This window comes from Shinella pollutisoli, from assembly GCF_024609765.1.
In the GTDB taxonomy this organism is placed as follows: Bacteria; Pseudomonadota; Alphaproteobacteria; order Rhizobiales; family Rhizobiaceae; genus Shinella; species Shinella pollutisoli.
The window spans coordinates 99,749-123,842 of record NZ_JANFDG010000008.1; the positions used below are offsets into that span (position 1 = coordinate 99,749).

General features: G+C 69.4%; 25 protein-coding genes. 18 read left to right on the plus strand and 7 right to left on the minus strand.

Features of this window, described 5'->3' with window-relative positions; translation table 11 throughout:
• Positions 1-2: 2 nt before the first annotated feature.
• The 4 genes from NNZ72_RS08795 to NNZ72_RS08810 all read left to right on the plus strand — a co-directional run bounded on the left by NNZ72_RS08795 (position 3) and on the right by NNZ72_RS08810 (position 4,440).
• Positions 3-494, plus strand: coding sequence for a hypothetical protein (locus tag NNZ72_RS08795; protein ID WP_257314914.1), 492 nt, complete (start codon positions 3-5; stop codon positions 492-494).
• Positions 491-1,243 carry an SDR family oxidoreductase gene (locus tag NNZ72_RS08800; RefSeq protein ID WP_257314915.1) on the plus strand — a complete coding sequence of 251 codons (753 nt, stop codon included), beginning with the start codon at positions 491-493 and terminating at the stop codon, positions 1,241-1,243. The genes NNZ72_RS08795 and NNZ72_RS08800 overlap by 4 nt, the downstream gene beginning before the upstream one ends.
• Before the next feature lie 23 nt (positions 1,244-1,266).
• Complete coding sequence (lpdA, locus tag NNZ72_RS08805; protein ID WP_257314916.1) at positions 1,267-2,673, plus strand: dihydrolipoyl dehydrogenase; 1,407 nt, start codon at positions 1,267-1,269, stop codon at positions 2,671-2,673.
• Between the two features lie 111 nt (positions 2,674-2,784).
• Positions 2,785-4,440 (plus strand): AMP-binding protein, encoded by a 1,656-nt coding sequence (locus tag NNZ72_RS08810; RefSeq protein WP_257314917.1) that lies wholly within the window; start codon positions 2,785-2,787, stop codon positions 4,438-4,440.
• Positions 4,441-4,584: 144 nt separating this feature from the next.
• On the opposite strand, the gene NNZ72_RS08815 is transcribed toward NNZ72_RS08810, so the two are convergent.
• The 3 genes from NNZ72_RS08815 to secA all read right to left on the minus strand — a co-directional run bounded on the left by NNZ72_RS08815 (position 4,585) and on the right by secA (position 10,146).
• Positions 4,585-5,856, minus strand: a complete 1,272-nt coding sequence (locus NNZ72_RS08815; RefSeq protein WP_257314918.1) for a GNAT family N-acetyltransferase — start codon at positions 5,854-5,856, stop codon at positions 4,585-4,587.
• Positions 5,846-7,273, minus strand: a complete 1,428-nt coding sequence (locus NNZ72_RS08820) for a lipopolysaccharide biosynthesis protein (protein ID WP_257314919.1) — start codon at positions 7,271-7,273, stop codon at positions 5,846-5,848. The genes NNZ72_RS08815 and NNZ72_RS08820 overlap by 11 nt, the downstream gene beginning before the upstream one ends.
• A gap of 155 nt (positions 7,274-7,428) precedes the next feature.
• Positions 7,429-10,146, minus strand: coding sequence for a preprotein translocase subunit SecA (gene secA, locus NNZ72_RS08825; protein WP_257314976.1), 2,718 nt, complete (start codon positions 10,144-10,146; stop codon positions 7,429-7,431).
• 251 nt (positions 10,147-10,397) lie between these two features.
• Here secA and NNZ72_RS08830 point away from each other — a divergent pair, with 251 nt between their 5' ends.
• The 6 genes from NNZ72_RS08830 (at position 10,398) to NNZ72_RS08855 (ending at position 14,465) form a co-directional block, all read left to right on the plus strand.
• Positions 10,398-11,276, plus strand: a complete 879-nt coding sequence (locus NNZ72_RS08830) for a peptidylprolyl isomerase (protein WP_257314977.1) — start codon at positions 10,398-10,400, stop codon at positions 11,274-11,276.
• 109 nt (positions 11,277-11,385) lie between these two features.
• Positions 11,386-12,621: a bifunctional glutamate N-acetyltransferase/amino-acid acetyltransferase ArgJ gene (argJ, locus tag NNZ72_RS08835; protein WP_257314920.1), complete on the plus strand. Its 1,236-nt coding sequence runs from the start codon at positions 11,386-11,388 to the stop codon at positions 12,619-12,621.
• Positions 12,622-12,651: 30 nt separating this feature from the next.
• The gene (locus tag NNZ72_RS08840; protein WP_257314921.1) at positions 12,652-13,413 is read left to right on the plus strand and encodes a GNAT family N-acetyltransferase; all 762 of its coding nucleotides are present in this window, start codon (positions 12,652-12,654) and stop codon (positions 13,411-13,413) included.
• Positions 13,410-13,832 (plus strand): 8-oxo-dGTP diphosphatase MutT, encoded by a 423-nt coding sequence (gene mutT, locus NNZ72_RS08845; RefSeq protein WP_257314922.1) that lies wholly within the window; start codon positions 13,410-13,412, stop codon positions 13,830-13,832. The genes NNZ72_RS08840 and mutT overlap by 4 nt, the downstream gene beginning before the upstream one ends.
• Positions 13,833-13,931: 99 nt before the next feature.
• Positions 13,932-14,249: a hypothetical protein gene (locus NNZ72_RS08850; protein ID WP_257314923.1), complete on the plus strand. Its 318-nt coding sequence runs from the start codon at positions 13,932-13,934 to the stop codon at positions 14,247-14,249.
• Between the two features lie 45 nt (positions 14,250-14,294).
• Positions 14,295-14,465, plus strand: a complete 171-nt coding sequence (locus NNZ72_RS08855; protein ID WP_257314924.1) for a Flp family type IVb pilin — start codon at positions 14,295-14,297, stop codon at positions 14,463-14,465.
• 10 nt (positions 14,466-14,475) lie between these two features.
• On the opposite strand, the gene NNZ72_RS08860 is transcribed toward NNZ72_RS08855, so the two are convergent.
• On the minus strand, positions 14,476-15,348 hold the full coding sequence (locus tag NNZ72_RS08860) for a class I SAM-dependent methyltransferase (RefSeq protein WP_257314925.1): 873 nt from the start codon (positions 15,346-15,348) through the stop codon (positions 14,476-14,478).
• A 64-nt stretch (positions 15,349-15,412) separates the two neighbouring features.
• Here NNZ72_RS08860 and NNZ72_RS08865 point away from each other — a divergent pair, with 64 nt between their 5' ends.
• Genes NNZ72_RS08865 through NNZ72_RS08885 form a run of 5 tightly spaced genes read left to right on the plus strand, consistent with a single transcriptional unit; the run spans position 15,413 to position 18,366 of the window.
• Entirely contained in the window at positions 15,413-16,204 is a 792-nt protein-coding gene (locus NNZ72_RS08865) for a ComF family protein (RefSeq protein ID WP_257314926.1), read from the plus strand.
• A 35-nt stretch (positions 16,205-16,239) separates the two neighbouring features.
• On the plus strand, positions 16,240-16,494 hold the full coding sequence (gene grxC / locus NNZ72_RS08870; protein ID WP_257314927.1) for a glutaredoxin 3: 255 nt from the start codon (positions 16,240-16,242) through the stop codon (positions 16,492-16,494).
• Positions 16,495-16,505: 11 nt separating this feature from the next.
• Complete coding sequence (locus NNZ72_RS08875; RefSeq protein WP_257314928.1) at positions 16,506-17,363, plus strand: carbon-nitrogen hydrolase family protein; 858 nt, start codon at positions 16,506-16,508, stop codon at positions 17,361-17,363.
• Entirely contained in the window at positions 17,360-17,788 is a 429-nt protein-coding gene (locus tag NNZ72_RS08880; RefSeq protein WP_257314929.1) for a DUF1178 family protein, read from the plus strand. Before NNZ72_RS08875 ends, NNZ72_RS08880 begins: the two co-directional genes overlap by 4 nt.
• Entirely contained in the window at positions 17,788-18,366 is a 579-nt protein-coding gene (locus NNZ72_RS08885; RefSeq protein WP_257314930.1) for a DUF3291 domain-containing protein, read from the plus strand. The genes NNZ72_RS08880 and NNZ72_RS08885 overlap by 1 nt, the downstream gene beginning before the upstream one ends.
• Here the strand turns inward: NNZ72_RS08885 and ubiG are convergent, their stop codons facing one another.
• The gene (gene ubiG / locus NNZ72_RS08890) at positions 18,367-19,116 is read right to left on the minus strand and encodes a bifunctional 2-polyprenyl-6-hydroxyphenol methylase/3-demethylubiquinol 3-O-methyltransferase UbiG (protein ID WP_257314931.1); all 750 of its coding nucleotides are present in this window, start codon (positions 19,114-19,116) and stop codon (positions 18,367-18,369) included.
• 183 nt (positions 19,117-19,299) lie between these two features.
• Here ubiG and NNZ72_RS08895 point away from each other — a divergent pair, with 183 nt between their 5' ends.
• Both NNZ72_RS08895 and NNZ72_RS08900 read left to right on the plus strand, forming a co-directional pair.
• Complete coding sequence (locus NNZ72_RS08895) at positions 19,300-20,094, plus strand: DUF6030 family protein (RefSeq protein WP_257314932.1); 795 nt, start codon at positions 19,300-19,302, stop codon at positions 20,092-20,094.
• A gap of 55 nt (positions 20,095-20,149) precedes the next feature.
• Complete coding sequence (locus tag NNZ72_RS08900) at positions 20,150-20,788, plus strand: hypothetical protein (protein WP_257314933.1); 639 nt, start codon at positions 20,150-20,152, stop codon at positions 20,786-20,788.
• On the opposite strand, the gene NNZ72_RS08905 is transcribed toward NNZ72_RS08900, so the two are convergent.
• Complete coding sequence (locus NNZ72_RS08905; protein WP_257314934.1) at positions 20,789-21,382, minus strand: transglutaminase-like cysteine peptidase; 594 nt, start codon at positions 21,380-21,382, stop codon at positions 20,789-20,791. It lies immediately after the preceding gene.
• 245 nt (positions 21,383-21,627) lie between these two features.
• Between NNZ72_RS08905 and NNZ72_RS08910 the strand changes: the two genes are divergently transcribed.
• Positions 21,628-22,404 carry a metallophosphoesterase family protein gene (locus NNZ72_RS08910; protein WP_257314935.1) on the plus strand — a complete coding sequence of 259 codons (777 nt, stop codon included), beginning with the start codon at positions 21,628-21,630 and terminating at the stop codon, positions 22,402-22,404.
• Between the two features lie 94 nt (positions 22,405-22,498).
• Here the strand turns inward: NNZ72_RS08910 and NNZ72_RS08915 are convergent, their stop codons facing one another.
• Positions 22,499-23,926, minus strand: coding sequence for a mannose-1-phosphate guanylyltransferase/mannose-6-phosphate isomerase (locus NNZ72_RS08915; RefSeq protein ID WP_257314936.1), 1,428 nt, complete (start codon positions 23,924-23,926; stop codon positions 22,499-22,501).
• Between the last annotated feature and the right edge of the window lie 168 nt (positions 23,927-24,094).

The following is a 24,094-nucleotide window of genomic DNA, read 5'->3' on the forward strand; positions in this document are numbered from 1 at the left end:
CCATGCGCGCCCTCATCGTCCTTGCCGCCTCGCTCGCCGCAGGCACGGCCTGCGCCGCCGAATGCCGGCAGGAGCAGGCGGTCTATGCGGACCGCGACGGCGCCTATGAGCTCGCCTTCGAGCCCGTCGGCTCCGACGCCGCGGCGACGAGCCATCACTTCAAGCTGACGGTTCTGGCGGGCGGCACCGTCCTCGACGGCATCGTCATGCCCGGCGACGACCCGGCGCGCTCCAACGGCATGATCCTGCACGACTGCCCGGAAGGCGACGCGACGGGCGAGGAGATCGCCGCCTGCACCGTCTGGGAAGGCGTGATCTACGCGCTCGACGGCGCGAACGAGGCGGGCCTCCTGCCCGGGGAGGGCGAAGCGGCCGCCGGTCGCCTGCTTCTTTCCGGCCTCGGCCCGTCGCTGCGCTATTCCCGCCTCTGGGATCAGGGCAAGGCGACCGTCGTCCCCTGGGACGTCTTCACGCGGAAAGGATGCGACGCATGAGCGAGGCCCGGGTTCTTCTCGTCACCGGCGGCAGCCGCGGCATCGGCGCGAGCGTCTGCCGGCTTGCGGGCGCTGCCGGCTGGCAGGTCGCCGTGAACTACGTCTCCAACGCCGCGGCCGCCGAGGCCGTGGTCGACGACATCCGCGCCGGCGGCGGCTCGGCCGTCACCGTGCAGGGCGACGTCGGCAGCGAGCTCGGCCTCGCCTCGATCTTCTCCGCCGTCGACGGCACCTTCGGCAGGCTCGACGGGCTCGTCAACAATGCCGGCATCATCGGCCTGCCGCAGCGGGTGGACGAGATCTCGTCCGAGCGGCTGGAGCGGATGTTCGCCGTCAACGTCATCGGCTCGTTCCGCGCCGCCCAAGAGGCCGTGCGGCGCATGTCGACGCGCCACGGCGGGCGCGGCGGGGCGATCGTCAACATCTCCTCCATGGCGGCGCTGATCGGCGCGGCCGGCCAGTATGTCGACTATGCCGCGAGCAAGGGCGCGATCGAGAGCTTCACCGTCGGCCTCGCCCGCGAGGTCGCGGCGGAAGGCGTCCGCGTCAACCTCGTGCGCCCCGGCATCATCGACACCGACATCCATGCCTCCGGCGGCCTGCCGGACCGGGCGCGCGAGATGGCGGCGTCCATCCCCATGCAGCGCCCCGGCACCGCCGACGAGGTCGCGGACGCCATCCTCTATCTTCTCTCCGATGCGGCATCCTATGTGACGGGTGCCGCCCTCAACGTCAGCGGCGGCCGCTAGGCCCCGTCCAGGAAGGACTTGTCATGGCATATGATCTCATCGTTATCGGTTCCGGCCCCGGCGGCTATGTCTGCGCCATCAAGGCCGCCCAGCTCGGCCTCAAGGTCGCCGTCGTCGAGAAGCGCGCCACCTATGGCGGCACCTGCCTGAACGTCGGCTGCATCCCCTCCAAGGCGCTGCTGCACGCCTCCGAGACCTACGCCCACGCCGCCCACGGCATGGAGGCGCTCGGCATCGACGGCGTGAAGCCGACGCTCAATCTCGCGAAGATGATGGGCCACAAGGACGCGACGGTGAAGGCCAATGTCGACGGCGTCGCCTTCCTGTTCAAGAAGAACAAGATCGACGCCTTCCGCGGCACCGGCAAGGTGCTCGGCCAGGGCAGGGTCTCCGTCACCGGCGAGGACGGCGGCGAGCAGGTTCTCGAAACGAAGAACATCGTCATCGCCACCGGCTCCGACGTCGCCGGCATCCCGGGCGTGCCGGTCGAGATCGACGAGAAGGTCGTCATCTCCTCCACCGGCGGCATAGCGCTGGAGAAGGTGCCGGGCCATCTGGTCGTCGTCGGCGGCGGCGTCATCGGCCTGGAGCTCGGCTCCGTCTGGAGCCGGCTGGGCGCCAAGGTCACGGTGGTCGAATATCTCGACACGATCCTCGGCGGCATGGACGGCGAGGTTTCCAAGCAGTTCCAGCGCATGCTCGCCAAGCAGGGCATGGACTTCAAGCTCGGCGCCAAGGTGACGGGCGTGGAGAAGTCCGGCAAGGGCGCCAGAGTGACCTTCGAGCCGGTCAAGGGCGGCGAGGCCACCACCATCGAGGCGGACGTCGTGCTGATCGCCACCGGCCGCAAGCCCTATACCGAGGGCCTCGGCCTTGCGGAAGCGGGCGTCGTGCTCGACGGCCGCGGCCGCATCGAGATCGACAACCACTTCAAGACGAGTGTCGAGGGCATCTACGCGATCGGCGACGTGGTGCGCGGTCCGATGCTCGCCCACAAGGCGGAGGACGAGGGCGTGGCCATCGCCGAGATCATCGCCGGCCAGGCCGGCCACGTGAACTACGACGTCATCCCCGGCGTCGTCTATACCCAGCCGGAAGTCGCCTCCGTCGGCAGGACGGAGGAGGAGCTGAAGGCGGCGGGCGTCGCCTACAAGGTCGGAAAATTCCCCTTCACGGCGAACGGCCGCGCCCGCGCCATGCTCGCCACCGACGGCTTCGTCAAGGTGCTCGCCGACAAGGAGACCGACCGCGTGCTCGGCGTCCACATCGTCGGCTTCGGCGCCGGCGAGATGATCCACGAGGCCGCCGTGCTGATGGAATTCGGCGGCTCGTCGGAGGACCTCGGCCGCACCTGCCACGCGCATCCGACCATGTCGGAAGCCGTCAAGGAAGCGGCACTCGCCACCTTCGCCAAGCCGATCCACATGTGAGCAACAGGGACGCGGCCGCGCGGAAGCCGGCCGCGTCCGACGGCAAGATCCTGTCATTGCCGCGCCTGCTGCGAAAGTGCTATTGCAATGCAGCAAAACGGAGCGGACGCGATGCTTGTCGAAAAGCCGACCTACGAGGAGCTCTACCGGGATTTCCGCTGGGATATCCCGGCGCGCTTCAACATCGGCACGGCGGTTTCCGACGCCTGGGCGGCGCGCGAGCCGGAGCGGGTCTGTCTTCAGCATTTCCTGCCCGACGCCCCGCCGCTTGCCATGACCTACGGTGCGCTGGCCGCCCGGTCCGACGCCTTCGCCCGCGCGCTTGCGGCGAAGGGCGTGAAGCCCGGCGACCGGGTGGCGATCCTGCTGCCGCAGGGCTTCGAGACGGTGGTCGCGCATGTGGCGATCTACAAGCTCGGCGCCATCGCGCTACCGCTGGCGCTGCTCTTCGGCGCCGACGCGCTCGCCTTCCGCCTGAAGGATGCCGGCGCGCGCGCCGTCGTGACGAACGCCTTCGGCTGGCAGCGGCTGCAGGCGATCCGCGACGACCTCTCCGATCTCGACCTCGTCGTCGCGACGGAGCCGGTCGACGACGCAGCCGTCCTGTCCTTCCACGATCTCGTCGCCGGCCATGCCGGACCGTTCGACGCCGTCGACAGCGGACCCGACGACCCGGCGATGATGATCTACACCTCCGGCACCACCGGCCCGCCCAAGGGCGCGCTGCACGGACATCGCGTGCTGCTCGGCCACGTGCCGGGCTTCCAGATGCACCACGAGTTCCTGCCGCAGCCGGGCGACCGCATCTGGACGCCGTCGGACTGGGCCTGGGCGGGCGGCCTGCTCAACGTGCTCCTGCCGGCGCTGCTGCTCGGCGTGCCGGTCGTCTCCTCGCCGGGGCAGAAGTTCGATCCGGACATGGCCTACCGGATCATGCAGGACATGGACGTGCGCAACGCCTTCATTCCGCCGACGGCGCTGCGCCTGATGAAGGCGGTGGAGCGCCCGCGCGAGAGATACCGGCTCAACCTGCGCACCATCGGCTCGGCCGGCGAATCGCTCGGCCGCGAGACCTGGGAATGGGTGCGCGACACGCTCGGCATCACCATCAACGAGTTCTACGGCCAGACCGAGTGCAACATCGTGCTCGGCTCGATCGGCAAGCTCGGCGTCTCGCGTCCCGGCCCGATCGGCAAGCCGGTGCCCGGCCACGTGGTGGCGATCATCGACGGCGAGGGCCGCGAGCTGCCGCGGGGCAGCGTCGGCCAGGTGGCCGTCAGGCGCCCCGATCCGGTGATGTTCCTCGGCTACTGGCGAAACGAGAGGGCGACGGCGGAGAAATTCGTCGGCGACTGGATGACGACCGGCGACCTCGGCCGCATGGACGCGGAGGGCTACGTCACCTTCTTCGGCCGCGACGACGACGTCATCACCTCCTCCGGCTACCGCATCGGCCCGAGCGAGATCGAGGACTGCCTCGCCGGCCACCCGGCCGTGCAGCTCGCCGCCGCCATCGGCAAGCCCGACCCGGTCCGCACCGAGATCGTCAAGGCCTATGTGGTGCTGCGCCCGGGCTTTCCCCCCTCGCCGGCGCTGGCCGCCGAGATCCGCGACTGGGTGAAGTCGCGGCTTTCCATGCACGAATATCCGCGCGAGGTCGCCTTCGTCGACCACCTGCCGCTCACGACCTCCGGCAAGGTCATCCGCCACCTCTTGCGCAAGCAGGCTGCGGACGAGGGGCAGGAGGATCGCCGCGCGGCAGGCTGACAAGCCCCCCTCATCCGCCTGCCGGCACCTTCTCCCCCACGGGGAGAAGGGGAAAAACGAGACGCCGCCATCCCTCCCTTCTCCCCTCGGGGAGAAGGTGGCCCGTAGGACCGGATGAGGGGCTTGCCGCGCTTCCCGGAGAAATCAGCGCCGCGCGAGCGAGCGGATGCGGTCGCGCAGCATGCGCGCGACGTTGCGGGTGTTGCGGTAGAGATGGAGCTGGGCGGCGACCTGGCGCACGTCGCGGTCGCGGTTCTCCAGGAGGCCGATGACGAGCGTGCCCATATCCTCCCGCTCCTCCCAGAAGCGGCTCATCACCGGATGGTCCGGCACCGCGCAGGAATCGGAGCGGGCGATGTTGGCGTCCTCGAGGTGCCATTCGGTGAGCTCCGCCACCAGCAGCTTGCCCGGCGAATAGCGCGCGAACTCCTCGTCGTAGGCCGTCTTCCACGTATAGGCCTCGCCGCCCATGATGAAGACCACCATCGAGGCGATGGCGCGGCCGTCGAGGTCGAGCGTATGGATGCGCACGCCGTCGGTCTCGGCGAGGTTCGTCACCGCCTCGCGGGCGAAGGCGGCGCGGTAGCGGTCGTTGATCATCGCCGTGCGGGCGCGGCCCTTCCAGCCGCTCGCCTCCAGGAGCAGGAACTCCTCCATGCGCAGCCTTATGTCGGCCGGCTGGCGGGCGACGCTGTAGGTGAGCTCGCCGAGCTGGTCGAGCTTGCGCCACTGCCGGCGCAGCTCGCGGAAATGCGCCGGCGAGATGGCGCCCTGGAGATAGGCCTGGCCGTCGAGCAGGCTGTCGAGCATCGGCCGGCGATAGGTGTCCGTCACCGTCAGCGGCAGGTTCCGGCCGATCGCCACGGTGCGCATCAGCTGCGCGAAGGGGCCGCTGAGGCGCAGGTCGGGCAGGACGAGGACGGCCGGCAGCCGGAGGCTCTGCGACGCCAGCGCCTCCAGCACGTTGTCCAGCGTCTCGGCCGCCTCCTCGGCGTCGACCAGCGGCGTGCCGAGCGGGCCGAAGGGGTTCGCCCAGGCGCGGATGATGCCGGCGCCGATGGAGAAGCCCGGCTTCTCCACGGAAAAGGGCATCAGGAAGCGGATGCGGCTGCGCCCACCCGCCTCGTCGCGCAGCACCGAGAGCCGCACCGTGCGGTCCTCCAGGCGCGGCATGGCGGGGGCGAGGAACCGGCCGGAGAAGAAGACGTTCGGCTCCATCGCCCGGTTGGAGAGGAAATCCAGTTCCTGCTGCAGCTCGTAGCCGGCCGCCGCCGGATAGAGCGCGAGCGAACGGCCCGGCCGGCCGACGGCGACGCGGTTTTCCGCCGACGGCTGCGCGTCGGCCGCGGCCTGCGCGAGCGCCGCCTGCGCCCGGCCGGAGGCGATGGCGTAGTCGAAGCCGTGGCTATCGGTCATGGTGGTCCATCCCGTTGATGCGTGCGGCCTTCAGCGGATTGGCGAAGGCGAAGAGGACGATGGCGAGCTTGCGCCGCACCGCCAGATGCAGGAGCGTCGCCTCCACCACCATGGCGCCGGCGGTGGCGACGGCCGCCCCGGTGAGCCCGAAGAGCGGGATCAGCGTGACGTTGAAGGCGATGTTGGCGGCGAGCGCGGCAGCATAGACGAAGGCGCAGAGCGCCTGCTCGCCCGACATGACGAGCAGCACCTCGCCGGGCCCGACGAGCGCCTTGGCGAGGATGCCGGCGAAGAGGATCGCCATCAGCCCGTAGCCCGCCGTGAACGCGGGCCCGAAGAGCGACAGCAGGAAATGGCCGAGCGCGAGCACGCCGAGCCCGACGGCGAGCGACGGCCAGAAGCTCCAGCGCACCGTCTCGCCGGCGAAACGCGCGAGCGCTGCCCGGTCGCCCGACGAGAACAGCGCCGAGAAGCGCGGTGCGGCGGCGGCCTTCACCGAGAAGAAGACGAAATGCACGAGCGCCATCGTCTTGGCGGCGGCGAAATAGACCGCCACGCTCTGCGGGTCGAGATAGAGGCCGACGACGATGACGTCGGAATTGGTGAGCAGGAAGCTGAAGCCCTCGACGAGGAAGATCGGCAGCGCCGCCTTCATCCACAGCGAGAACTCCACCTTGCGGGGGCCGGCGACGTAGCGCCGGCCGAGGCGGCGGACGATGTTGAAGAACTGCGCGACCGTGGTGAGGTAGGTCGCCGCGAGCGCCGCGACCATTGCCGTCAGCGCCGTGTGCGGCGCGTCGAGCCCGATGGCGGCGAGCATGAAGGCGAGGATCAGGACGGGGCGGACGATATAGGTCGGGCTCAGCGCCACCAGCGCCCAGCTGTGAGCGCGGGCGGTGCCCTCCAGCACGTCGCCGAGCGCGATCATCGGCATGCAGAACAGGCCGAGATAGAGCGGCACGATGTAGTAGTGCTGCACGGAGCCGGCGAAGAGCCAGAGGCCGGCAAGGCCGGCGACGGCCAGCGCCGTCGACGAGAGCAGCGCGAAGATGCGCGCCGTGGAGGTGAGGCCGCGGATCTCCGGATAGGCGCTGCGCCCCTCGTATTCCGGCAGGAAGCGGATCACCGTCGTGTGGAAGCCGAGGCAGGAGAGGTCGCCGAGGATGACGACGAGCGCCCAGACGAAGACGAAGATGCCGTATTCGAACTCGCCCATCACGCGCGCGAGCACGATCTGCGAGACGAAGGCGATCGCCGCGCTGACGACGCGGATGGCGAAGGCGACGAGCGCCATGCGCTGGGCGAGGCTGCGCGGATCGTCGCCGGCGAGGATTACCGCAAGCGCCCGCATGAGCGGGTCCGCCTTGCCGCGCAGGCCGGAGGGCAGCAACTTCTCCGCCGACTGAATGACCGCCATCAACACTGGAACCCGTACGCAACGCGAGACTGAACGGGACAGTCTTGGCAGATCAGGGTTAACAAAGGATTGGGTCGGGGCGGCCGCAGATCAATCACATGGAAACGATGAGCCCGCCTCCTGCTCTCGTCTGAAGCCTCGAAGGCGCTTCTTCCCTACGCCTGCTCGAAGGCGCCGTGGCAATGCTTGTATTTCTTGCCCGAGCCGCAGGGGCAGGGCTCGTTGCGCGCGACGCGACCCCAGGAGGACGGGTCGTTGGGATCGCGGTTCTGCGGCTCGACGTCGACGGCCATGAAGCCGCCCTCGCCGAAATCGTCCTCGCCGGTCGTGCCGTCGATGTGATGGCCTTCCATGGACGGCAGGTCCGGCTCCGGCGCCTCGGCCGCCTGGCGCACCAGCTCGACGCGCATCAGCTGCGCCGTCACCGTCTGGCGCAGGTTGGCGAGCAGCGCCTGGAACAGCTCGAAGGCCTCGGACTTGTATTCCTGCAGCGGGTCGCGCTGGGCGTAGCCGCGGAAGCCGATCACCGAGCGCAGGTGGTCGAGGTTGACGATATGCTCGCGCCACAGATGGTCGAGCGTCTGCAGGAGGACCGAGCGCTCGACATAGGTCATGATCTCGGGACCGAAGCGCTCGGCGCGGGCGGCGGCGGCCTCGTCGGCGGCCTGCGTCAGGCGCGCGAGGATGTCCTTCTCGTCGATGCCCTCCTCGGCCGCCCAGGCTTCCACCGGCAGGTCGAGGTTGAGCTGCTCGACCACGCCCTTCTTGAGGCCGGCGACGTCCCACTGCTCGGCATAGGCGTTTTCCGGGATGTGCAGGCGCACCAGGTTCTCGATCACCTCGTGGCGCATGTCGGCGACGATCTCCGACAGGTTCTCGCCGTCCATCAGCTCGATGCGCTGCTCGAAGATCACCTTGCGCTGGTCGTTCAGCACGTCGTCGTACTTGAGCAGGTTCTTGCGGATGTCGAAGTTGCGCGCCTCGACCTTCTTCTGCGCCCGCTCCAGCGCCTTGTTGATCCAGGGATGGACGATCGCCTCGCCTTCCTTCAGGCCGAGCTTCTGCAGCATCGAATCCATGCGCTCGGAGCCGAAGATGCGCATCAGATCGTCCTGGAGCGACAGGAAGAACTTCGAGCGGCCCGGGTCGCCCTGGCGGCCGGAGCGGCCGCGCAGCTGGTTGTCGATGCGCCGGCTCTCGTGGCGCTCGGTGGCGAGCACGTAGAGGCCGCCGGCGGCGAGCGCCTGCTCCTTGAGCTTCTTCACCTCGGCGATGACGGCCTCGCGCTTCGCATCGCGCTCCGGCCCCGGCTCCATGCCGTCGAGCTCGCGCTCCAGCCGCATCTCGAGGTTGCCGCCGAGCTGGATGTCGGTGCCGCGGCCGGCCATGTTGGTGGCGATGGTGACGGCGCCCGGCACGCCGGCCTGACTGACGATATAGGCCTCCTGCTCGTGGTAGCGCGCGTTCAGCACCTGGAAGTCCTTGAGGCCGGACATCTTCAGCCGCTCGGCGAGATATTCCGACTTCTCGATCGAGGTCGTGCCGACCAGCACGGGCTGGCCCTTCTTCTGGGCCTCCTTGATCTCGGCGATGATCGCCTTGTACTTCTCCTCGGCCGTCCGGTAGACCTCGTCGTCCTCGTCGAGGCGCTGGATCGGCAGGTTGGTCGGCACCTCGACCACGTCGAGGCCGTAGATGTTGGCGAATTCCTCGGCTTCCGTCGCCGCCGTGCCCGTCATGCCGCCGAGCTTCTCGTACATGCGGAAATAGTTCTGGAAGGTGATCGAGGCGAGCGTCTGGTTCTCGGGCTGGATCGTCACCCGCTCCTTGGCTTCCAGCGCCTGGTGCTGGCCTTCCGAATAGCGCCGGCCCGGCATCATGCGGCCGGTGAACTCGTCGATGATGACGATCTCGTCGTTGCGGACGATGTAGTCCTTGTCGCGGGTGAAGAGCTTGTGGGCCTTCAGCGCGTTGTTGATGTGGTGGACGATGGCGACGTTCTCGACGTCGTAAAGCGATTCGCCCTTGAGCAGGCCCGCCTCGCGCAGGAGCTTCTCCAGCTTCTCGGTGCCGACCTCGGAGAAGTTGGCGGAGCGCTGCTTCTCGTCGATCTCGTAGTCGGCCTCCTCCAGCATCGGGATGAAGGCGTCGATCCGCGTGTAGAGGTCGGAGCGGTCGTCGAGCGGGCCGGAGATGATGAGCGGCGTGCGCGCCTCGTCGACGAGGATCGAGTCGACCTCGTCGACGATGGCGAAGAAGTGGCCGCGCTGGACCATCTGGCCGCGCTCGTACTTCATGTTGTCGCGCAGGTAGTCGAAGCCGAGCTCGTTGTTCGTGCCGTAGGTGATATCGCAGGCATAGGCCGCGCGGCGCTGCTCGTCGTCGAGCCCGTGGACGATGACGCCCGTCGTCATGCCGAGGAAGCCGTAGACCTTGCCCATCATCGTGCTGTCGCGCGTGGCGAGGTAGTCGTTGACCGTCACGACGTGGGCGCCCTTGCCGGCGAGCGCGTTGAGGTAGACGGGCAGCGTCGCCACCAGCGTCTTGCCTTCGCCGGTCTTCATCTCGGCGATCGCCCGCTCGTGCAGGATCATGCCGCCGATGAGCTGCACGTCGAAGGGCCGGAGCCCGAGGACGCGCCATGCCGCCTCGCGCACCACCGCGAAGGCGGGCACGAGGAGGTCGTCCAGCGTCTTGCCGGCGGCGAGCTGCTCGCGGAACTCCACGGTCTTGGCGGCGAGCGCCTCGTCGGAGAGCGCCTTCATCTGCGGCTCGAGCGCATTGATGGCTTCGACGCGGGGCTTGTAGGAACGGACGCGGCGCTCGTTCGAGGAGCCGAACAACTTGCGGGCTAGACCGCCGAGACTGACCATCGCGATGGTCCTTTCTATCATGGGGCTCCGGGTGCGCGCCAGGACGCGCGAAATGCGCGCAAAGCCGTGAACCGCCCGGAAACTGTTCTGGACGCGGGATTGCGTGACAGATAAGAGGGGGGTCGAATGATGTCAACGGCTGACGCGGCTCCAGAACGGCCACATTCCCGTGGTGTTGAGCCGACCGGCACCGGATATCGGCCCGATTCCGGGCCTGGATTCCGGCAAGGATTGTGAAAGGTCCCTACACCATGTTCAAGTACACGAAGCTCGCCGCTTTCGCTCTGGTCGCGCTTGCGGCCGCAGGCGCCGCCGGCGCGGAGGACGCGGCCGACCCGGTCGTGGCCAAGGTCGGCACGATCGAGGTGCGCGAATCGGAGATGAAATACGCCGTCGCCGGCCTCGATCCGCAGCTCGCCAACCTGCCCGAAGAGCAGAAGCGCGTCGCCGCCCTTTCCTCGCTGATCGACGTCAAGCTGCTCGCCGCCGACGCCGCGAAGGAAGGCCTGCAGGACGACGCCGACTTCAAGCAGCGCGTCGCCTTCCTGACCGAGCGCGAGCTGCACAACAGCTTCTTCAAGAAGCACGTCGTCGATTCCGTCACGGCCGACGAGATCAAGGCCCGCTACGACAAGGAGATCGCCGCGATCAACCCCGAGGACGAGGTGCACGCCCGCCACATCCTCGTCAAGACCGAGGAAGAGGCCAAGGCCGTCATCGCCGACCTCGATGCCGGCAAGGACTTCGTCGAGATCGCCAAGGAGAAGTCGACCGACCCGAACAAGTCCGAGGGCGGCGACCTCGGCTACTTCACCAAGGGCCGCATGGTGCCCGAGTTCGAGGCGGCCGCCTTCGCGCTGGAAAAGGGCGCCTATTCCAAGGAGCCGGTGAAGACCCAGTTCGGCTTCCACGTCATCAAGGTCGAGGACAAGCGCAAGCAGCAGCCCCCGGCGCTGGAACAGGTGGAAGGCCAGGTCCGCCAGCTCGTCATGCGCGACAAGTATCTCGACCTGCTGGAGAAGGCGAAGGCCGCCTCGCCCATCGAGATCGCCGACCCGGCGCTGAAGACCGCCTACGAGGCGATCAACAAGCCGGAAGGCGAAGACGCCGGCTCCGAAGAGCAGCAGTAACCGACAGCCGGCCCGGCGCCCGCCGGGCCCTCCCAGAGCATCCACGCATTTCCGGACGCAAGACCGCCTCGCAGCCTTGCCGGAAAGGCTCCACCTCCAGGAAACGACGATGTCCGGCTCCGTATCCCCGCTCGCCCCGAAGACCTTCGCCGAGATGCCGTCCGTGCGCGGCGTGCGCATGGCGACCGCCGCCGCCGGCATCAAGTACAAGAACCGCACGGACGTGCTGATGATGGTCTTCGACCGTCCGGCCGCCGCCGCCGGCGTCTTCACCCGCTCGAAGTGCCCTTCAGCACCCGTCGATTTCTGCCGCGCCAACCTGCCCGGCGGCAGGGCGCGCGCCGTCATCGTCAATTCCGGCAACGCCAACGCGTTCACCGGCCGCAGGGGCCGCGAGGCGACGGCGATGACGGCCGAGGCCGCCGCGAAGGCCGTCGGCTGCAGCGAGGGCGAGGTTTTCCTCGCCTCGACGGGCGTGATCGGCGAGCCGCTCGACGCGACGAAATTCTCCGGCGTGCTCGACCGCCTCGCCGCCGACGCGACGGAGGACTTCTGGTTCGAGGCCGCCAAGGCCATCATGACCACCGATACCTATCCGAAGGTCGCGACCCGCACGGCCGAGATCGGCGGCGTTTCCGTCACCATCAACGGCATCGCCAAGGGTGCGGGCATGATCGCCCCCGACATGGCGACGATGCTCTCCTTCGTCGTCACCGATGCCGACATCCCCGCACCCGTGCTGCAAGCGCTGCTTTCGGCCGGCGTCGAGCCGACCTTCAATTGCGTGACCGTCGACAGCGACACCTCCACCTCCGATACGCTGATGCTCTTTGCGACCGGCGCCGTCGAGGGCCAGCCGAAGGTCGCGGATGCGGCCGACCCGGCGCTCGAAGGCTTCCGCGCCGCGCTGAACGACCTCCTGCGCGATCTTGCGCTCCAGGTCGTGCGCGACGGCGAGGGCGCGCGCAAGATGGTGGAGATCACCGTCGAGAGCGCCGAGGACGACGCGGCGGCCAAGCGCATCGCGCTCTCGATCGCCAACTCGCCGCTGGTCAAGACGGCGGTCGCCGGCGAGGACGCCAACTGGGGCCGCATCGTCATGGCCGTCGGCAAGTCGGGCGAGAAGGCCGACCGCGACCGTCTCGCCATCTGGTTCGGCGACGTGCGCGTCGCCGTCGACGGCGAGCGCGACCCCGCCTATTCGGAAGTGGCGGTGAGCGCGGTGATGAAGCGCGAGGACATCCCGGTCCGCGTCGAGATCGGGCTCGGCAGCGGCCGGGCGACCGTCTGGACCTGCGACCTCACCAAGGAATATGTCGAGATCAATGGCGACTACCGCAGCTGAATGCCCGCTCGCGGCGCGGGGCATCCGTCCATGAGCGATCTTCCCACGGTCCGCCGGCTGGAGGCGGTCGGCTTCCGCGCCTGGCCGGCCGCCGTCACCCGCTATGACGGAAGCTGGCTCTACCGGCTGACGGCCGGCCACCCCTCGCGCCGGCTGAACTCGATCAACCCGCTCGACCCCGGCGACTGCCGCGACATCGACATCCGCCTCGAAAAGGCCGCCAAGCGCTTCGCCGACTACGGCCGGCCGCTGCTCGTGCGGCAGACGCCGCTCATCCCGCCGCAGCTCGTCGATTTCATGGACGCCGCCGGCTGGGCCGACGTCGGCCACACTGAGGTGATGATGGCCGACCTCGCCACGCTGCCGCGCGAGGAGGACGCCGTCGACCGCCTGCCGAGCCGCGACGTCGGCCGCTATGTCGACGCCCGCATCCGCGTCGCCGGAGAAGACCCGGCGCTGAAGCCGGGCCTCACCGAGATCGTCAACGCCATCAAGCCCGAGACCGGCCTGTTCATCTTCGAGGAGGCGGGCTTCGGCCCGACCGCCGTGGTGCTCGCCGTGCAGGACAACGATCTCGCCGGCCTGCTGCAGATGGCCGTGGCGCCCGAACGGCGCGGCCGCGGCATCGGCACGGCCCTGCTCCATGCGGCGCTGCGCTGGGCGAAGCTCAAGGGCGCGCGCCGGGCCTGGCTCCAGGTCGAGGCCGACAACGCGCCGGCGCGCGCGCTCTACCACCGCGCGGGCTTCCGCGAGACCTACCGCTACAGCTACCGGGGACCCGACGCCACATGACCGAGACCGTCGAAGGCCCCCGGCCGATCCTGCTCGTCGCCGCCTGCGCGCTTCTCGACGCCGACGGCCGCATCCTGCTCGCCCAGCGCCCCGCCGGCAAGAAGCTCGCCGGCCTCTGGGAATTTCCCGGCGGCAAGGTCGAGCCCGGCGAGACGCCGGAGGAAACGCTGATCCGCGAGCTCGACGAGGAGCTCGGCATCCGCACGAAAGTGGCCTGCCTAGCGCCGCTCACCTTCGCCAGCCATTCCTACGACGACTTCCACCTGCTGATGCCGCTCTACGTCTGCCGCCGCTACGAGGGAACGGCGCAGGGGCGCGAGGGCCAGGCGATCAAATGGGTCCGGCCGAAGGCCTTGCGCGACTATCCCATGCCGCCCGCCGACGAGCCGCTCATCCCCTTCCTGATGGACCTGCTCTGAACGCCGTTTCCCCCGATTTCGGCCACTCCGTTAAGCAATCGTTTATCATCCTCCGTCAAACATGGGCGTTGAACGTTGCAATGCCTGCGAGACCCTGTGATGCGTGACGAAGACTTCTGGGAAACCGTTCAGGAGAAGGACTTGACGCCGGCCGGCACAAGCCGGACCGGTGCGCTCAACCTCGCCCTCCTCTTCGGTACCGCGGCGATCGCGCTCGCCCTGGTGCTGACGCCCGTGCTCTCGTCGAAGACGGACAAGCGCATCATGGCGAACGTGCCGGACGACTTCGACATGATCTCCACGGGCTCGATCCCGCAGGAGCACGGCAAGCGCTACACCGTGCGCCGCAGCGTCCTGCAGGAGATGCCCGGCGCCGTCTGCATCGTGCGCGGCAACGGCGAGGACAACGGCTGCTGAACGCTTGATAGCCAGGCCGTACGCGGCCGACACGGGAGACGGGGAATGACGCCGAAACTGCTGAAATCGTTCCTTGCCGACCGGACCGGCGCGACCGCGGTGGAATACGGGCTGCTCGTGTCGCTGATCGCCGTCGGGCTGCTCGCCGGCCTTTCCAACTTCAGCGAGGCGCTGAAGGACATGCTCAACATGATCGCCGGCAAGGTGGAGCCGTAGGGTCCCGTCCTCAGCCGCGGCCGGACGGCGGCTTCAGCGCGTCGGCGAGCCGCATCTTCGCCGAGCCCGGCTTCAAGGGCTTCTGCTGGCTCTCGTGCGGCGCCCAGCCGGACACGTAGATGATCGAGAAGGTCGCCCGCACCCGTCCGTCCGGATCGGAGAAGCGCTCGGCATAGAGCTCGGCCGCCCGCATGAGGACGCGGCGCGGAAGCGGCCGCCGGCTGCGCCCGGCCAGCGGGTTGGCCATGCCCATGGCCCTGAGGTCCCGCATCAGCGCAAAGATCGAATCGTAGCGGACCGTATAGGTCTCGGTGTCGGCGACCGGCAGCGCGAAGCCGCCGCGCTGGAGGAGCGCGCCGATGTCGCGCACGTCGGGGAAAGGGATGACGCGCGGGCTCGCCCCGCCCGTCGCCTCGCTTTCGGCGGCGAGCAGCACCTCGCGCAGCTCCTGCAGCGTGCCGCTGCCCGGGATGGCGGCGAGGAACAGCCCGTCGGGCGCGAGGGCCCGGCGGATCTGCACGAAGACGCCCGGCGTGTCGTTGGTGAGATGCAGCATCAGCGGCGAGACGACGAGGTTCACCGACTGCGGCGCGACCGGCACCGTCTCGAGCGGCGCGACCGTCAGCGCCTCGTCCGGCGCCGAGAAGCGCGGATCGCTCTCGACCCGCTCCATCGCGTCGATCTTGCCCGTCTCCAGCAGCGCACGGGCGACGAGGCCGGTATGGCCGTGCAGCTCGACGGCGCGTGCGAAGCGGCGCTCGATGACGGCAAGGCGCTCGGCGAGCTCGCGCGCCACCAGCGAAAGCAGGAAGTCCGCCGGCTCGCCGGAAAGCGCCCGGCGCCGGTTGGCGTCGATCAGGGCGTGGTCGAAAAGCGTTTCCATCGGGCGGCATCCTCGCATCGTCACGCCATCGCTTTGGCCGCCGGAAGGGGCTATTGTCAACCGCATGAGCGATGCCGAGGCCGAGCCGCTGCCGTCCGTCCCGCTCTGGCGGAGCGCCGCGCGCAGGCTCGGGCGGCTCGCCGGGGCGGCGCTCGACGTCGTCTATCCGCCGGCCTGCGCCGGCTGCGGCGTGCTGCTCGCGGACACGCCCGGCCTCTGCCCGCGCTGCTGGTCGGCCGTGCCCTTCATCGAGCGGCCCTATTGCGAGGTGCTCGGCACGCCGTTCTCGCACGATCTCGGCCCGGGCATCCTTAGCGCCGACGCCATCGCCAACCCGCCGCCCTTCGACCGGCTGCGCTCGGCCGCCCTCTACGACGCACATGCCAAAGCGCTCGTCCATGCGCTGAAATACCGCGACCGCACCGACCTCGCGCCGCTGATGGCGCGCTGGATGGTCCGCGCGGCGGACGGCGCGGTCGAGGCGGCCGATCTCGTGATCCCCGTGCCGCTCCACCGCCTCCGCCTGCTTGCGCGCAAGTTCAACCAGTCCGCCGAGCTCGCCCGGGCGATCGGCCATGTCGCGGCAAAGCCCGTCCGCTTCGACGCCGTCAGGCGCACGCGGCGCACCCGCCGGCAGATCGGCCTCGGTCCGCGCGCCCGCGAGGAGAACGTGCGCGGCGCCTTCACCGTGACCGGGGCGGGCCGCGAGGCGCTGTTCGGCCGGCGGATCGTGCTCGTCGACGACGTCTACACGACGGGCGCCACCGTCTCGGCCGTCACCCGCGCGCTGAAACGGGCAGGCGCCGTCGACGTCACGGTTTTGACCTTTGCAAGGGCCCTGCCCGGACCTATATGACAGACAACGGTCTATCCTGTCTTGGAGCGATATTCATGGCTTCGGTCGTCATCTACACGCGTCAGTTCTGCGGCTACTGCACCGCCGCCAAGCGGCTTCTGGAAGAGAAGGGCGTCACCTACGAGGAGCACGACGCGACCCATGCGCCGGACCTGCGCGCGGAGATGATGCAGCGCTCCGGCCGCACCACCTTCCCGCAGATCTTCATCGGCGACCGGCATGTCGGCGGCTGCGACGACCTGCACGCGCTCGACCGCGCGGGCAAGCTCGACCCGCTGCTGGCGGTCTGAGGAGGACGGCCATGACGGTGACGATCGCCGCCCTGCAGATGTGCTCCGGCACCGATCCCGTCCGCAACGCCGAGACGATGCGCCGGCTCGTGCGCGAGGCGGCCGGCAAGGGTGCGCTCTACGTGCAGACGCCGGAAATGACCGGCGCCGTCCAGCGAAGCCGCGAGGGCCTTCGCGCCATCCTGAAGCCGGAGGCGGACGACCTGATCGTCCGCACCGCCGCCGCGCTTGCCGGCGAGCTCGGCATCTACCTGCATGTCGGCTCGACGGCGATCGCGCTTGCCGACGGCAAGGTCGCCAACCGCGGCTTCCTCTTCGGTCCCGACGGCGCGCGCATCTGCACCTACGACAAGATCCACATGTTCGACGTCGACCTCGACAACGGCGAGAGCTGGCGCGAGAGCGCGGTCTATTCGCCGGGCTCGGTGGCGAAGATGGCGCACCTGCCCTTCGCCCGGCTCGGCTTCGCCATCTGCTACGACGTCCGCTTTCCCGAGCTCTTCAAGAGCGAGGCGCAGGCCGGTGCCGAGATCATCTCCGTCCCCGCCGCCTTCACCCGCCAGACCGGCGAGGCGCACTGGGAGACGCTCCTGCGCGCCCGCGCCATCGAGAACGGCGTCTATGTCGTCGCCGCCGCGCAGGCCGGCGTGCACGAGGACGGCCGCGAGACCTACGGCCATTCGATGATCGTCGATCCCTGGGGCCGTGTGCTCGCCGCCGCCGGCCCCACGGGCGAGGCCGTGGTGCTCGCCGAGATCGACGTCTCCGCCGTCAAGGCCGCGCGCGACAGGATCCCGAACCTCAGGAACGGCCGCCCGTTCACCGTCGAGGAGGTGGGCGCGCCCGCGGAGGGAGGTGTCGCCGCGTGATCCGCTACGAGCTTTCCTGCGACAACGGCCACGATTTCGAGGGCTGGTTCGGTTCCGCCGGCGATTTCGACCGCCAGCAGGAGCGGGGGCTCGTCTCGTGTCCGTCCTGCGGCTCCATCCATGTCGCCAAGCAGCTGATGGCGCCGTCCGTCTCGACCGCGCGCCGGGAGGAGCGGCGGCAGGAGCTGGTGATGCAGGCCGGCCGGCGCGAGATGATGAACCGCCTGCGCGAGGTCGTCGCGGCGATCCGCGCCAATGCCGAGGACGTCGGCGACCGTTTTCCGGAAGAGGCCCGCAAGATCCACTACGGCGAGGCCGAGGAACGCGGCCTGATCGGCCGGGCGACGCCGCACGAGGTGCGCGAGCTGCTGGAGGAAGGCGTCGAGATCGCGCCGCTCCCCGTCATTCCCGACGACGCGAACTGATGCGCGGCCATCACCTCGCCGTCTACAATTTCGGCCTCCACGTCGACGACTACGAAAGCCCCCGCGTCGAAGGTTTCCGCCTGCGCGAGCCGCTGAATTTCGAGGCGGCGCGCCGGGCGGAAGGCTATCTCGGCCGTTCCGGCTATGACGGCGAGCCGGGGCCTGCAAGCTGGGGCGAGAAGGTCTATCCGCGCTTCATCCGCGGCAGCGGCTTTGACGACGCCCCCTCCTCGCTCTCGCTCTGGACCGGTCTCGAAGCCCTGATGGCCTTCACGTACAGCGGCGTGCACGCCGACGCGCTGAAACATGCCCGCAACTGGAACCGGCGCCAGGCCTGGCCGGCGCTCGTGTTCTGGTGGGTCAGGGAGGGCACGCGGCCCGTCTGGGCCGACGGCGCGGAGCGCCTGGAGCATCTGCACGACAACGGGCCGACGCCGCGCGCCTTCACCTTCAAGGCGCCGTTCTGTCCCGACGGCGATGCCATCGCCGTCGACCGGGAGAACGTGAAGGCCATGGCCGGCCGCAATGCCGCCGGGCAGGAGGACCTGCTGGCGGCCGCAAGGACGCTGAAGGCCTGATCAGGCCGCGGCGCGGCGCGCCACCAGCATGTAGTTCACGTCCATGTCCTTCGAGAGGTTCCACTGGTTGGACAGCGGGTTGAAGAACACGCCGGTGCGATCCGTCACCGTCAGTCCCGCGGCGAAGAGCGGCTTCTCGACCTCCTCCGGCCGCACCAGCTTCTCGTACTGGTGCGTGCCGCGCGGCAGCCAGCGCAGCACGTTCTCGGCCGCGAAGATCGCGAGCGCGGCCGCCTTCAGCGTGCGGTTGATCGTCGCCACGAACATCATGCCGCCCGGACGCACCATCGACGCGCAGGTGGCGAGGAAGAAGTCGACGTCGGCGACGTGCTCCACCACCTCCATGTTGAGCACGACGTCGAAGGTCTCGCCGGCTGCCGCCAGCGCCTCCGCCGTCACCGCCCGGTAGTCGACCGCGGCCCCGCTTCCCGCCGCATGCGCCTTGGCGATGCCGATGTTCTTCTCGGACGCGTCCGCTCCCAGGACGTCCGCACCCATGCGGGCGAGCGGCTCGGACAGCAGGCCGCCGCCGCAGCCGATGTCGAGCACGCGCAGGCCCTCGAGCGGCCGGTGGGCCTTCGGGTCGCGGCCGAACTGCGCGGCGACGAGATCGCGGACATAGGCGAGGCGGACCGGATTGAACTTGTGCAGCGGACGGAACTTCCCCGTCGGGTCCCACCATTCCGCCGCCATCGCGGAGAAGCGGTCGACCTCGGCCTGGTCGATGGTCGTGCGGGCTGCCTCGCTCATGGCTCGTCTCCTTCGCGTCCGGTTCCGCCCGTGAAGTCGGCCTCCGCGGCGCGGATGTCAAGAGGGGCCGAAGCGGACCTCCGGTCGCACCCGCTTGCGGGGGCAGCGCTTGTAGCCTATCTGGGGCATGAGATCGGCCGTCCCGGGACGGCCGTATCGCCACACGCACGGGCGCGGTTCGGCATGACGGAGCGGAAAGAGGGCAGATCGGGCTTGATTGTCTTCGCGCTGTTCGCTGTCCTGCTCGCCGGCGCCATCGGCGCGACCGTGCTTCTCGCCAACGACTACCGCAACCTCAACCGCCTCCTCGTCTCCTTCGGCTATCCGCCGCTGGAGACGGCGGCCGCACGGCGCGAGCCGCGGCCCTACGAGCTGCGCGGCCCCCGGCTTCCCCGGCCGAAGGGCCTCGTGTCGGAGCGGCTGATCGCGCCGGTCGCCCTGCCGCACAGCGGGCGGTTCATACGCACGATCCGCAAGGCGCCGGAGGCGCTGTGCGAGGCGCTGCGCAAGGCCGGCTTCGTCAATTCCGGCTGGAAGGCCGGCAGCTTCGACAGGGAAAGCTGGGAATGCATGTCCTATCGCGAGTTCCCGGGCGAGCGCGAAGGCCCCTGGCCGCCGTCCTCCGCCTTCCTGTCGATCAAGGGCAATGCCGAGACGCGGATCTCCTCCTTCCGCATCAAGCTCAACATCGAGGACAGCGCGACGCAGGCGGCGGTGACGGAGGCGGTGATCGCCGCCATCGACGTCTTCCTCGACGAGGTGCGCTGGGAGGAGGCACCGGAGATCTTCGCCGACATCCGCGCGCTGAAGGAGTTCGACCTCGTGCGCTTCGGCAACCGCATCCAGCTCAAGAAGGAATTCAGCGAGACGCCGCGCTACAATTTCCTGATCACGCCGGACCGCAGCCGAAATCGCGGTTCGTACCTTCCCGACTACTTCGACCGCAGCCGCTGGCTGCCGCTTCCCGACACGCTGTGACTTGATGCCGGCGCCGGGGCCCGCCATGATCGCGACGCGGGACGCGGGAGAGGCGATGGCAGGACCACGAAAAAAGGGCGCAGGCCGGCGATGCGCGATCGTTGCCGCGGCGGCGCTCGCCGTGCTGCTCGCCGCCGCGGGCGCCATGGCGGACGGCCTGCCGCCGGGCCTCGTCTCCGATGCGCCGATCTGGACCGAGAAGCCGGTCCGCATCGACCGGAAGAAGCAGACCTACGAGCGCATCGCCGTGGAGCGCCGCATCATGCCCGCGCGCATCCGCATCACGCCGCGCGTCGCCGTCTTCGACAGCAGCTCGTTTCGCGAGGGCGGGCATCTCTACGTGCTGACGGGGGCCGTCGCCGTCGATCCCAGGCGGCTCTGCCGGGGCGCGGGCGGCCGCATCGCCGCCTGCGGCCAGCAGGCCCGGCTCTACCTGAAGCGGCTGATCACCAACCGCACGCTCGCCTGCGCCGAGGACTACCGGACGGGCGCGCTTTCCTTCGTGACCTGCAGCCTGCAGGACAGGGACATCGCCGAAACGCTCGTCGGGAAGGGTGCCGCCTGGGCGGCGACGGCGGCGCTCAGGGCGAAGCAGGACGAGGCGATGCGGCGCGGCGACGGCATCTGGACGGACACCGAATGCCGCGCCGCGGGCCGTTGCCCGCCGGAGCGGCGGCGCCGGGCGCTCCGGTGATCAGAGCGCGTGCCACAGGCGGGGATTGTCGCCCGACTGGATCTTGACCCAGCTCAGGTCGGTCTGGCGCCAGGGCTTGATCGCGCCGGTGCGGTTGTCGAGCACGAGGTCGCCCCTCGACGTCTTCACGACGAGCACGGCATGGCCCTCGCCCGCGCCGGTGCGCACAACGGCGAGACGCAGCGCGCGCGGCGACCAGCCGAGCGCGATCAGCTTGCGCCGCTTGGTCAGCGCGAAATCCTCGCAGTCGCCGCTTGCGACGTCCGCCTGCCAGAGATCGCGGCCCGTGCCGTCGCCGGCGGCGCGGATCGCGCGGTTGACCGACAGGTTCACCCGGCGCAGCTCGCCCTCGCGCGCCGCATCGAGCGCGACGACCGGGGCACCGCTGCCGCGCGCGCAATCGGCCGGATTGTCCTTGCAGAACCGGACGAAGGCGAAGGGTGCGAGCGTCGCCTGACGGGCGACGATGTAGCGGATGCCTGTATTCGACTGCAGCCCGCGGGCAAAGCCGGCGGGACCGGCCGCCTCGGCCGTCTGGACGCCGAAGAGGAGCGGAAGCGCGGACGCGGCCGCAAGAATGACTTTCCTGAGCATTTCAATCCCCGTCTCGTATGCCGGCGTCGTCGCCGTGTTCACGATCGCATCCCGGCCTCGCGCCGGTCCCCGGAAGGGCTTCATGCCGCGACGGTCTGTCCACCGCCGCTCCGACGGCACATCCATACACGCACAGGTTTTTCGGGCCGTTTAAGCCGAAAGGGACAATTTTAGAGAAATTGCGGATTCCCGCCGGGCACATTGCCTGTTCACTCGCCGCGGCTTCCCGGCTATGAGACGGAACCATGAGATCGCTCCTGCGCCGCATCTTCCGCCAGCCCGACGCGCCGCAAGCGCCCGTCGCGCGCCGGCGGCGCGTGGAGATTGCGGACGGGCGGCCGATCTATGCGATCGGCGACGTGCACGGCTGCTTCGAGGCGCTGCTGGCGCTGGAGGATCGGATCGCCGCCGATGCGCGCCGCCTGGCGCTCACGCGTCCGCTCGTCGTCTATCTCGGCGACTATATCGACCGCGGGCCGGATTCCCGCGCCGTGCTCAACCACCTGGCGAGAAGCGACCATGCCGACCGCATCGAGCGCGTCGCGCTTTGCGGCAATCACGACGACACGTTCCTGCGTTTCCTCCGCAGCCCCGGGGACAACATGGGCTGGCTCGATTTCGGCGGGGACGCGACCTTGCGCTCCTACGGGATAGACCCGGCGGCCGTGCTGAAACGCAGGGCGGGCGACCTCGGCCGCATCCTGCGCGAGGCCGTGCCCGGGCACCATGTCGCGCTGCTGGAGAGCCTGCCCGTCGCGCTCGCCTGCGGCGACCTGCTCTTCGTGCATGCCGGCATCCGGCCGGGCGTCGCGCTCGAGGACCAGGACGACGAGGACCTGCTGTGGATCCGCGAGCCGTTCCTCAGCGAGGGGCCGCGCCTGCCGCTCACCGTCGTCCACGGCCACACCGCCGGCAGCGAGCCGGTCTTCGGCCGGGGACGGGTCTGCATCGACACCGGCTGCTACGCCACCGGCCGCCTGACAGCGATCCGCATCACGCCGGACGGCTCCGCGCTGCTCTAGAGCGTTTCCAGCCAAAACGGCGTCGGCGTCGGATAATGCGGAAAAAACAAGAATCTAGAGCTTTTCCGGCGAACCGGATTTCACCGGAAATGCCCTAGCCGCGGCCGAACTCGTCCTCGACGCGGATGATGTCGTCCTCGCCGAGATAGGAGCCGGTCTGCACCTCGATCAGCTCCAGCAGGATCTTGCCGGGATTGGCGAGGCGGTGCAGCTCGCCCTGCGGGATATAGACGGATTCGTTCTCGCGCAGCGGGACCGTCTTCTCGCCGATCGTCACCTCCGCCGTGCCGCGCACGACGATCCAGTGCTCGGAGCGGTGGTGGTGCTTCTGCAGCGACAGCCGCTTGCCCGGCGTCACGAACAGCCGCTTGACCTGGAAGCGCTCGCCGTTCAGCACCGACGTGTAGCCGCCCCAGGGACGATAGGCGGTCGGATGGGTCTCGGTGAGCTTCGCCGTCCGCGCCTCCGCGGCGAGCAGCTTCACCAGCCTACCGACGTTCTGGCTGTCCTCCAGCCGGCCGACATAGACGGCGTCCTCGCTGGCGATGACGGCGACGTCCTCCAGCCCCTGCACGGCGACGTGGATGTCGCGCGACAGCACGAGCGAGTTGCGCGTGTCGAAGAGCGTCGTCGAGCCGTCGGTGACGTTGCCGGCCTCGTCCCGCCGCCCGGTCTTCCAGACGGAATCCCAGCTGCCGAGATCCGACCAGCCGAAGGAGGACGGCACCACGGCGGCGATCGGCGTCTTCTCGAAGATCGCGTAGTCGACCGAGATGTCGGGCGCGCGCGCGAAGGCCTCCTCGTCGAGGCGCTCGAAGTCGAGGTCGTGCCGCGCCTTGGCGACAGCGGCGGCGGCCGCGTCCAGCACCTCCGGCGCATATTGGCGCAGCTCCCGCAGGAAGAGGCCGACGGGCAGCATGAACATGCCGGAATTCCAGAGATAGCCGCCTTCCGCCAGCATCGCCTCGGCGCGGGCGCGATCGGGCTTCTCCACGAAGCGGCGCACGGCATAGGCGCCGTTGCCGATCCCCTCGCCGGTCTCGATGTAGCCGTAGCCGGTCGCCGCCTCGTGCGGCGTGATGCCGAAGGTGACGAGCCGGCCCGCGCCGGCCGCCGCCTTCGCCCGCGAGATGCAGTCGAAATAGACGTCGCCCGCGTCGATCTCGTGGTCGGAGGCGAGCACCTGCATCACCACGTCGGCGCCGTGCAGCCGCTCGATCAGCACCGCCGCCGCCGCAAGCGCCGGGGCCGTGTTGCGGGCGACGGGCTCGAGCAGGATCGAGGCGAGCGCGATGCCGGTCGTGCGCGCCTGCTCGGCGACGAGGAAGCGGAAGTCGACGTTCGTCACGACGACGGGCGCCTCGTAGAGCGCCGTATCCGCCACGCGCTCCAGCGTCTTCTGGAACAGCGTCTTCTCGCCCAGGAACTCGAGGAACTGCTTGGGCGCGGATGCGCGCGAAAGCGGCCAGAGCCGCGTTCCCTTACCGCCGGCCATGATTACGGGTACGATCTTGCTGGTCATCCTTGCCTTCCCTGACGGCCCTTGCGCATAGAACCAACAAACGTGCCGGATTGGAACGCTTTTCTCCCCGAAACGGGAGGAGACCTCAAGGCGTGGTTAAGGCAAACGATACGAAGGCAGGCCCGCGAACGCGAACGGCCCGCCGGGGGCGGGCCGCTTCGGTCGTCG

Bases quoted from the DNA above. Each gene is read 5' to 3' on its own strand.
- NNZ72_RS08795 (WP_257314914.1), top strand. From the start codon at position 3: ATGCGCGCCCTCATCGTCCTTGCCGCCTCGCTCGCCGCAGGCACGGCC.
- NNZ72_RS08800 (WP_257314915.1), top strand. From the start codon at position 491: ATGAGCGAGGCCCGGGTTCTTCTCGTCACCGGCGGCAGCCGCGGCATC.
- lpdA (WP_257314916.1), top strand. From the start codon at position 1,267: ATGGCATATGATCTCATCGTTATCGGTTCCGGCCCCGGCGGCTATGTC.
- NNZ72_RS08810 (WP_257314917.1), top strand. From the start codon at position 2,785: ATGCTTGTCGAAAAGCCGACCTACGAGGAGCTCTACCGGGATTTCCGC.
- NNZ72_RS08815 (WP_257314918.1), bottom strand. From the start codon at position 5,856: ATGACCGATAGCCACGGCTTCGACTACGCCATCGCCTCCGGCCGGGCG.
- NNZ72_RS08820 (WP_257314919.1), bottom strand. From the start codon at position 7,273: ATGGCGGTCATTCAGTCGGCGGAGAAGTTGCTGCCCTCCGGCCTGCGC.
- secA (WP_257314976.1), bottom strand. From the start codon at position 10,146: ATGGTCAGTCTCGGCGGTCTAGCCCGCAAGTTGTTCGGCTCCTCGAAC.
- NNZ72_RS08830 (WP_257314977.1), top strand. From the start codon at position 10,398: ATGTTCAAGTACACGAAGCTCGCCGCTTTCGCTCTGGTCGCGCTTGCG.
- argJ (WP_257314920.1), top strand. From the start codon at position 11,386: ATGTCCGGCTCCGTATCCCCGCTCGCCCCGAAGACCTTCGCCGAGATG.
- NNZ72_RS08840 (WP_257314921.1), top strand. From the start codon at position 12,652: ATGAGCGATCTTCCCACGGTCCGCCGGCTGGAGGCGGTCGGCTTCCGC.
- mutT (WP_257314922.1), top strand. From the start codon at position 13,410: ATGACCGAGACCGTCGAAGGCCCCCGGCCGATCCTGCTCGTCGCCGCC.
- NNZ72_RS08850 (WP_257314923.1), top strand. From the start codon at position 13,932: ATGCGTGACGAAGACTTCTGGGAAACCGTTCAGGAGAAGGACTTGACG.
- NNZ72_RS08855 (WP_257314924.1), top strand. From the start codon at position 14,295: ATGACGCCGAAACTGCTGAAATCGTTCCTTGCCGACCGGACCGGCGCG.
- NNZ72_RS08860 (WP_257314925.1), bottom strand. From the start codon at position 15,348: ATGGAAACGCTTTTCGACCACGCCCTGATCGACGCCAACCGGCGCCGG.
- NNZ72_RS08865 (WP_257314926.1), top strand. From the start codon at position 15,413: ATGAGCGATGCCGAGGCCGAGCCGCTGCCGTCCGTCCCGCTCTGGCGG.
- grxC (WP_257314927.1), top strand. From the start codon at position 16,240: ATGGCTTCGGTCGTCATCTACACGCGTCAGTTCTGCGGCTACTGCACC.
- NNZ72_RS08875 (WP_257314928.1), top strand. From the start codon at position 16,506: ATGACGGTGACGATCGCCGCCCTGCAGATGTGCTCCGGCACCGATCCC.
- NNZ72_RS08885 (WP_257314930.1), top strand. From the start codon at position 17,788: ATGCGCGGCCATCACCTCGCCGTCTACAATTTCGGCCTCCACGTCGAC.
- ubiG (WP_257314931.1), bottom strand. From the start codon at position 19,116: ATGAGCGAGGCAGCCCGCACGACCATCGACCAGGCCGAGGTCGACCGC.
- NNZ72_RS08895 (WP_257314932.1), top strand. From the start codon at position 19,300: ATGACGGAGCGGAAAGAGGGCAGATCGGGCTTGATTGTCTTCGCGCTG.
- NNZ72_RS08900 (WP_257314933.1), top strand. From the start codon at position 20,150: ATGGCAGGACCACGAAAAAAGGGCGCAGGCCGGCGATGCGCGATCGTT.
- NNZ72_RS08905 (WP_257314934.1), bottom strand. From the start codon at position 21,382: ATGCTCAGGAAAGTCATTCTTGCGGCCGCGTCCGCGCTTCCGCTCCTC.
- NNZ72_RS08910 (WP_257314935.1), top strand. From the start codon at position 21,628: ATGAGATCGCTCCTGCGCCGCATCTTCCGCCAGCCCGACGCGCCGCAA.
- NNZ72_RS08915 (WP_257314936.1), bottom strand. From the start codon at position 23,926: ATGACCAGCAAGATCGTACCCGTAATCATGGCCGGCGGTAAGGGAACG.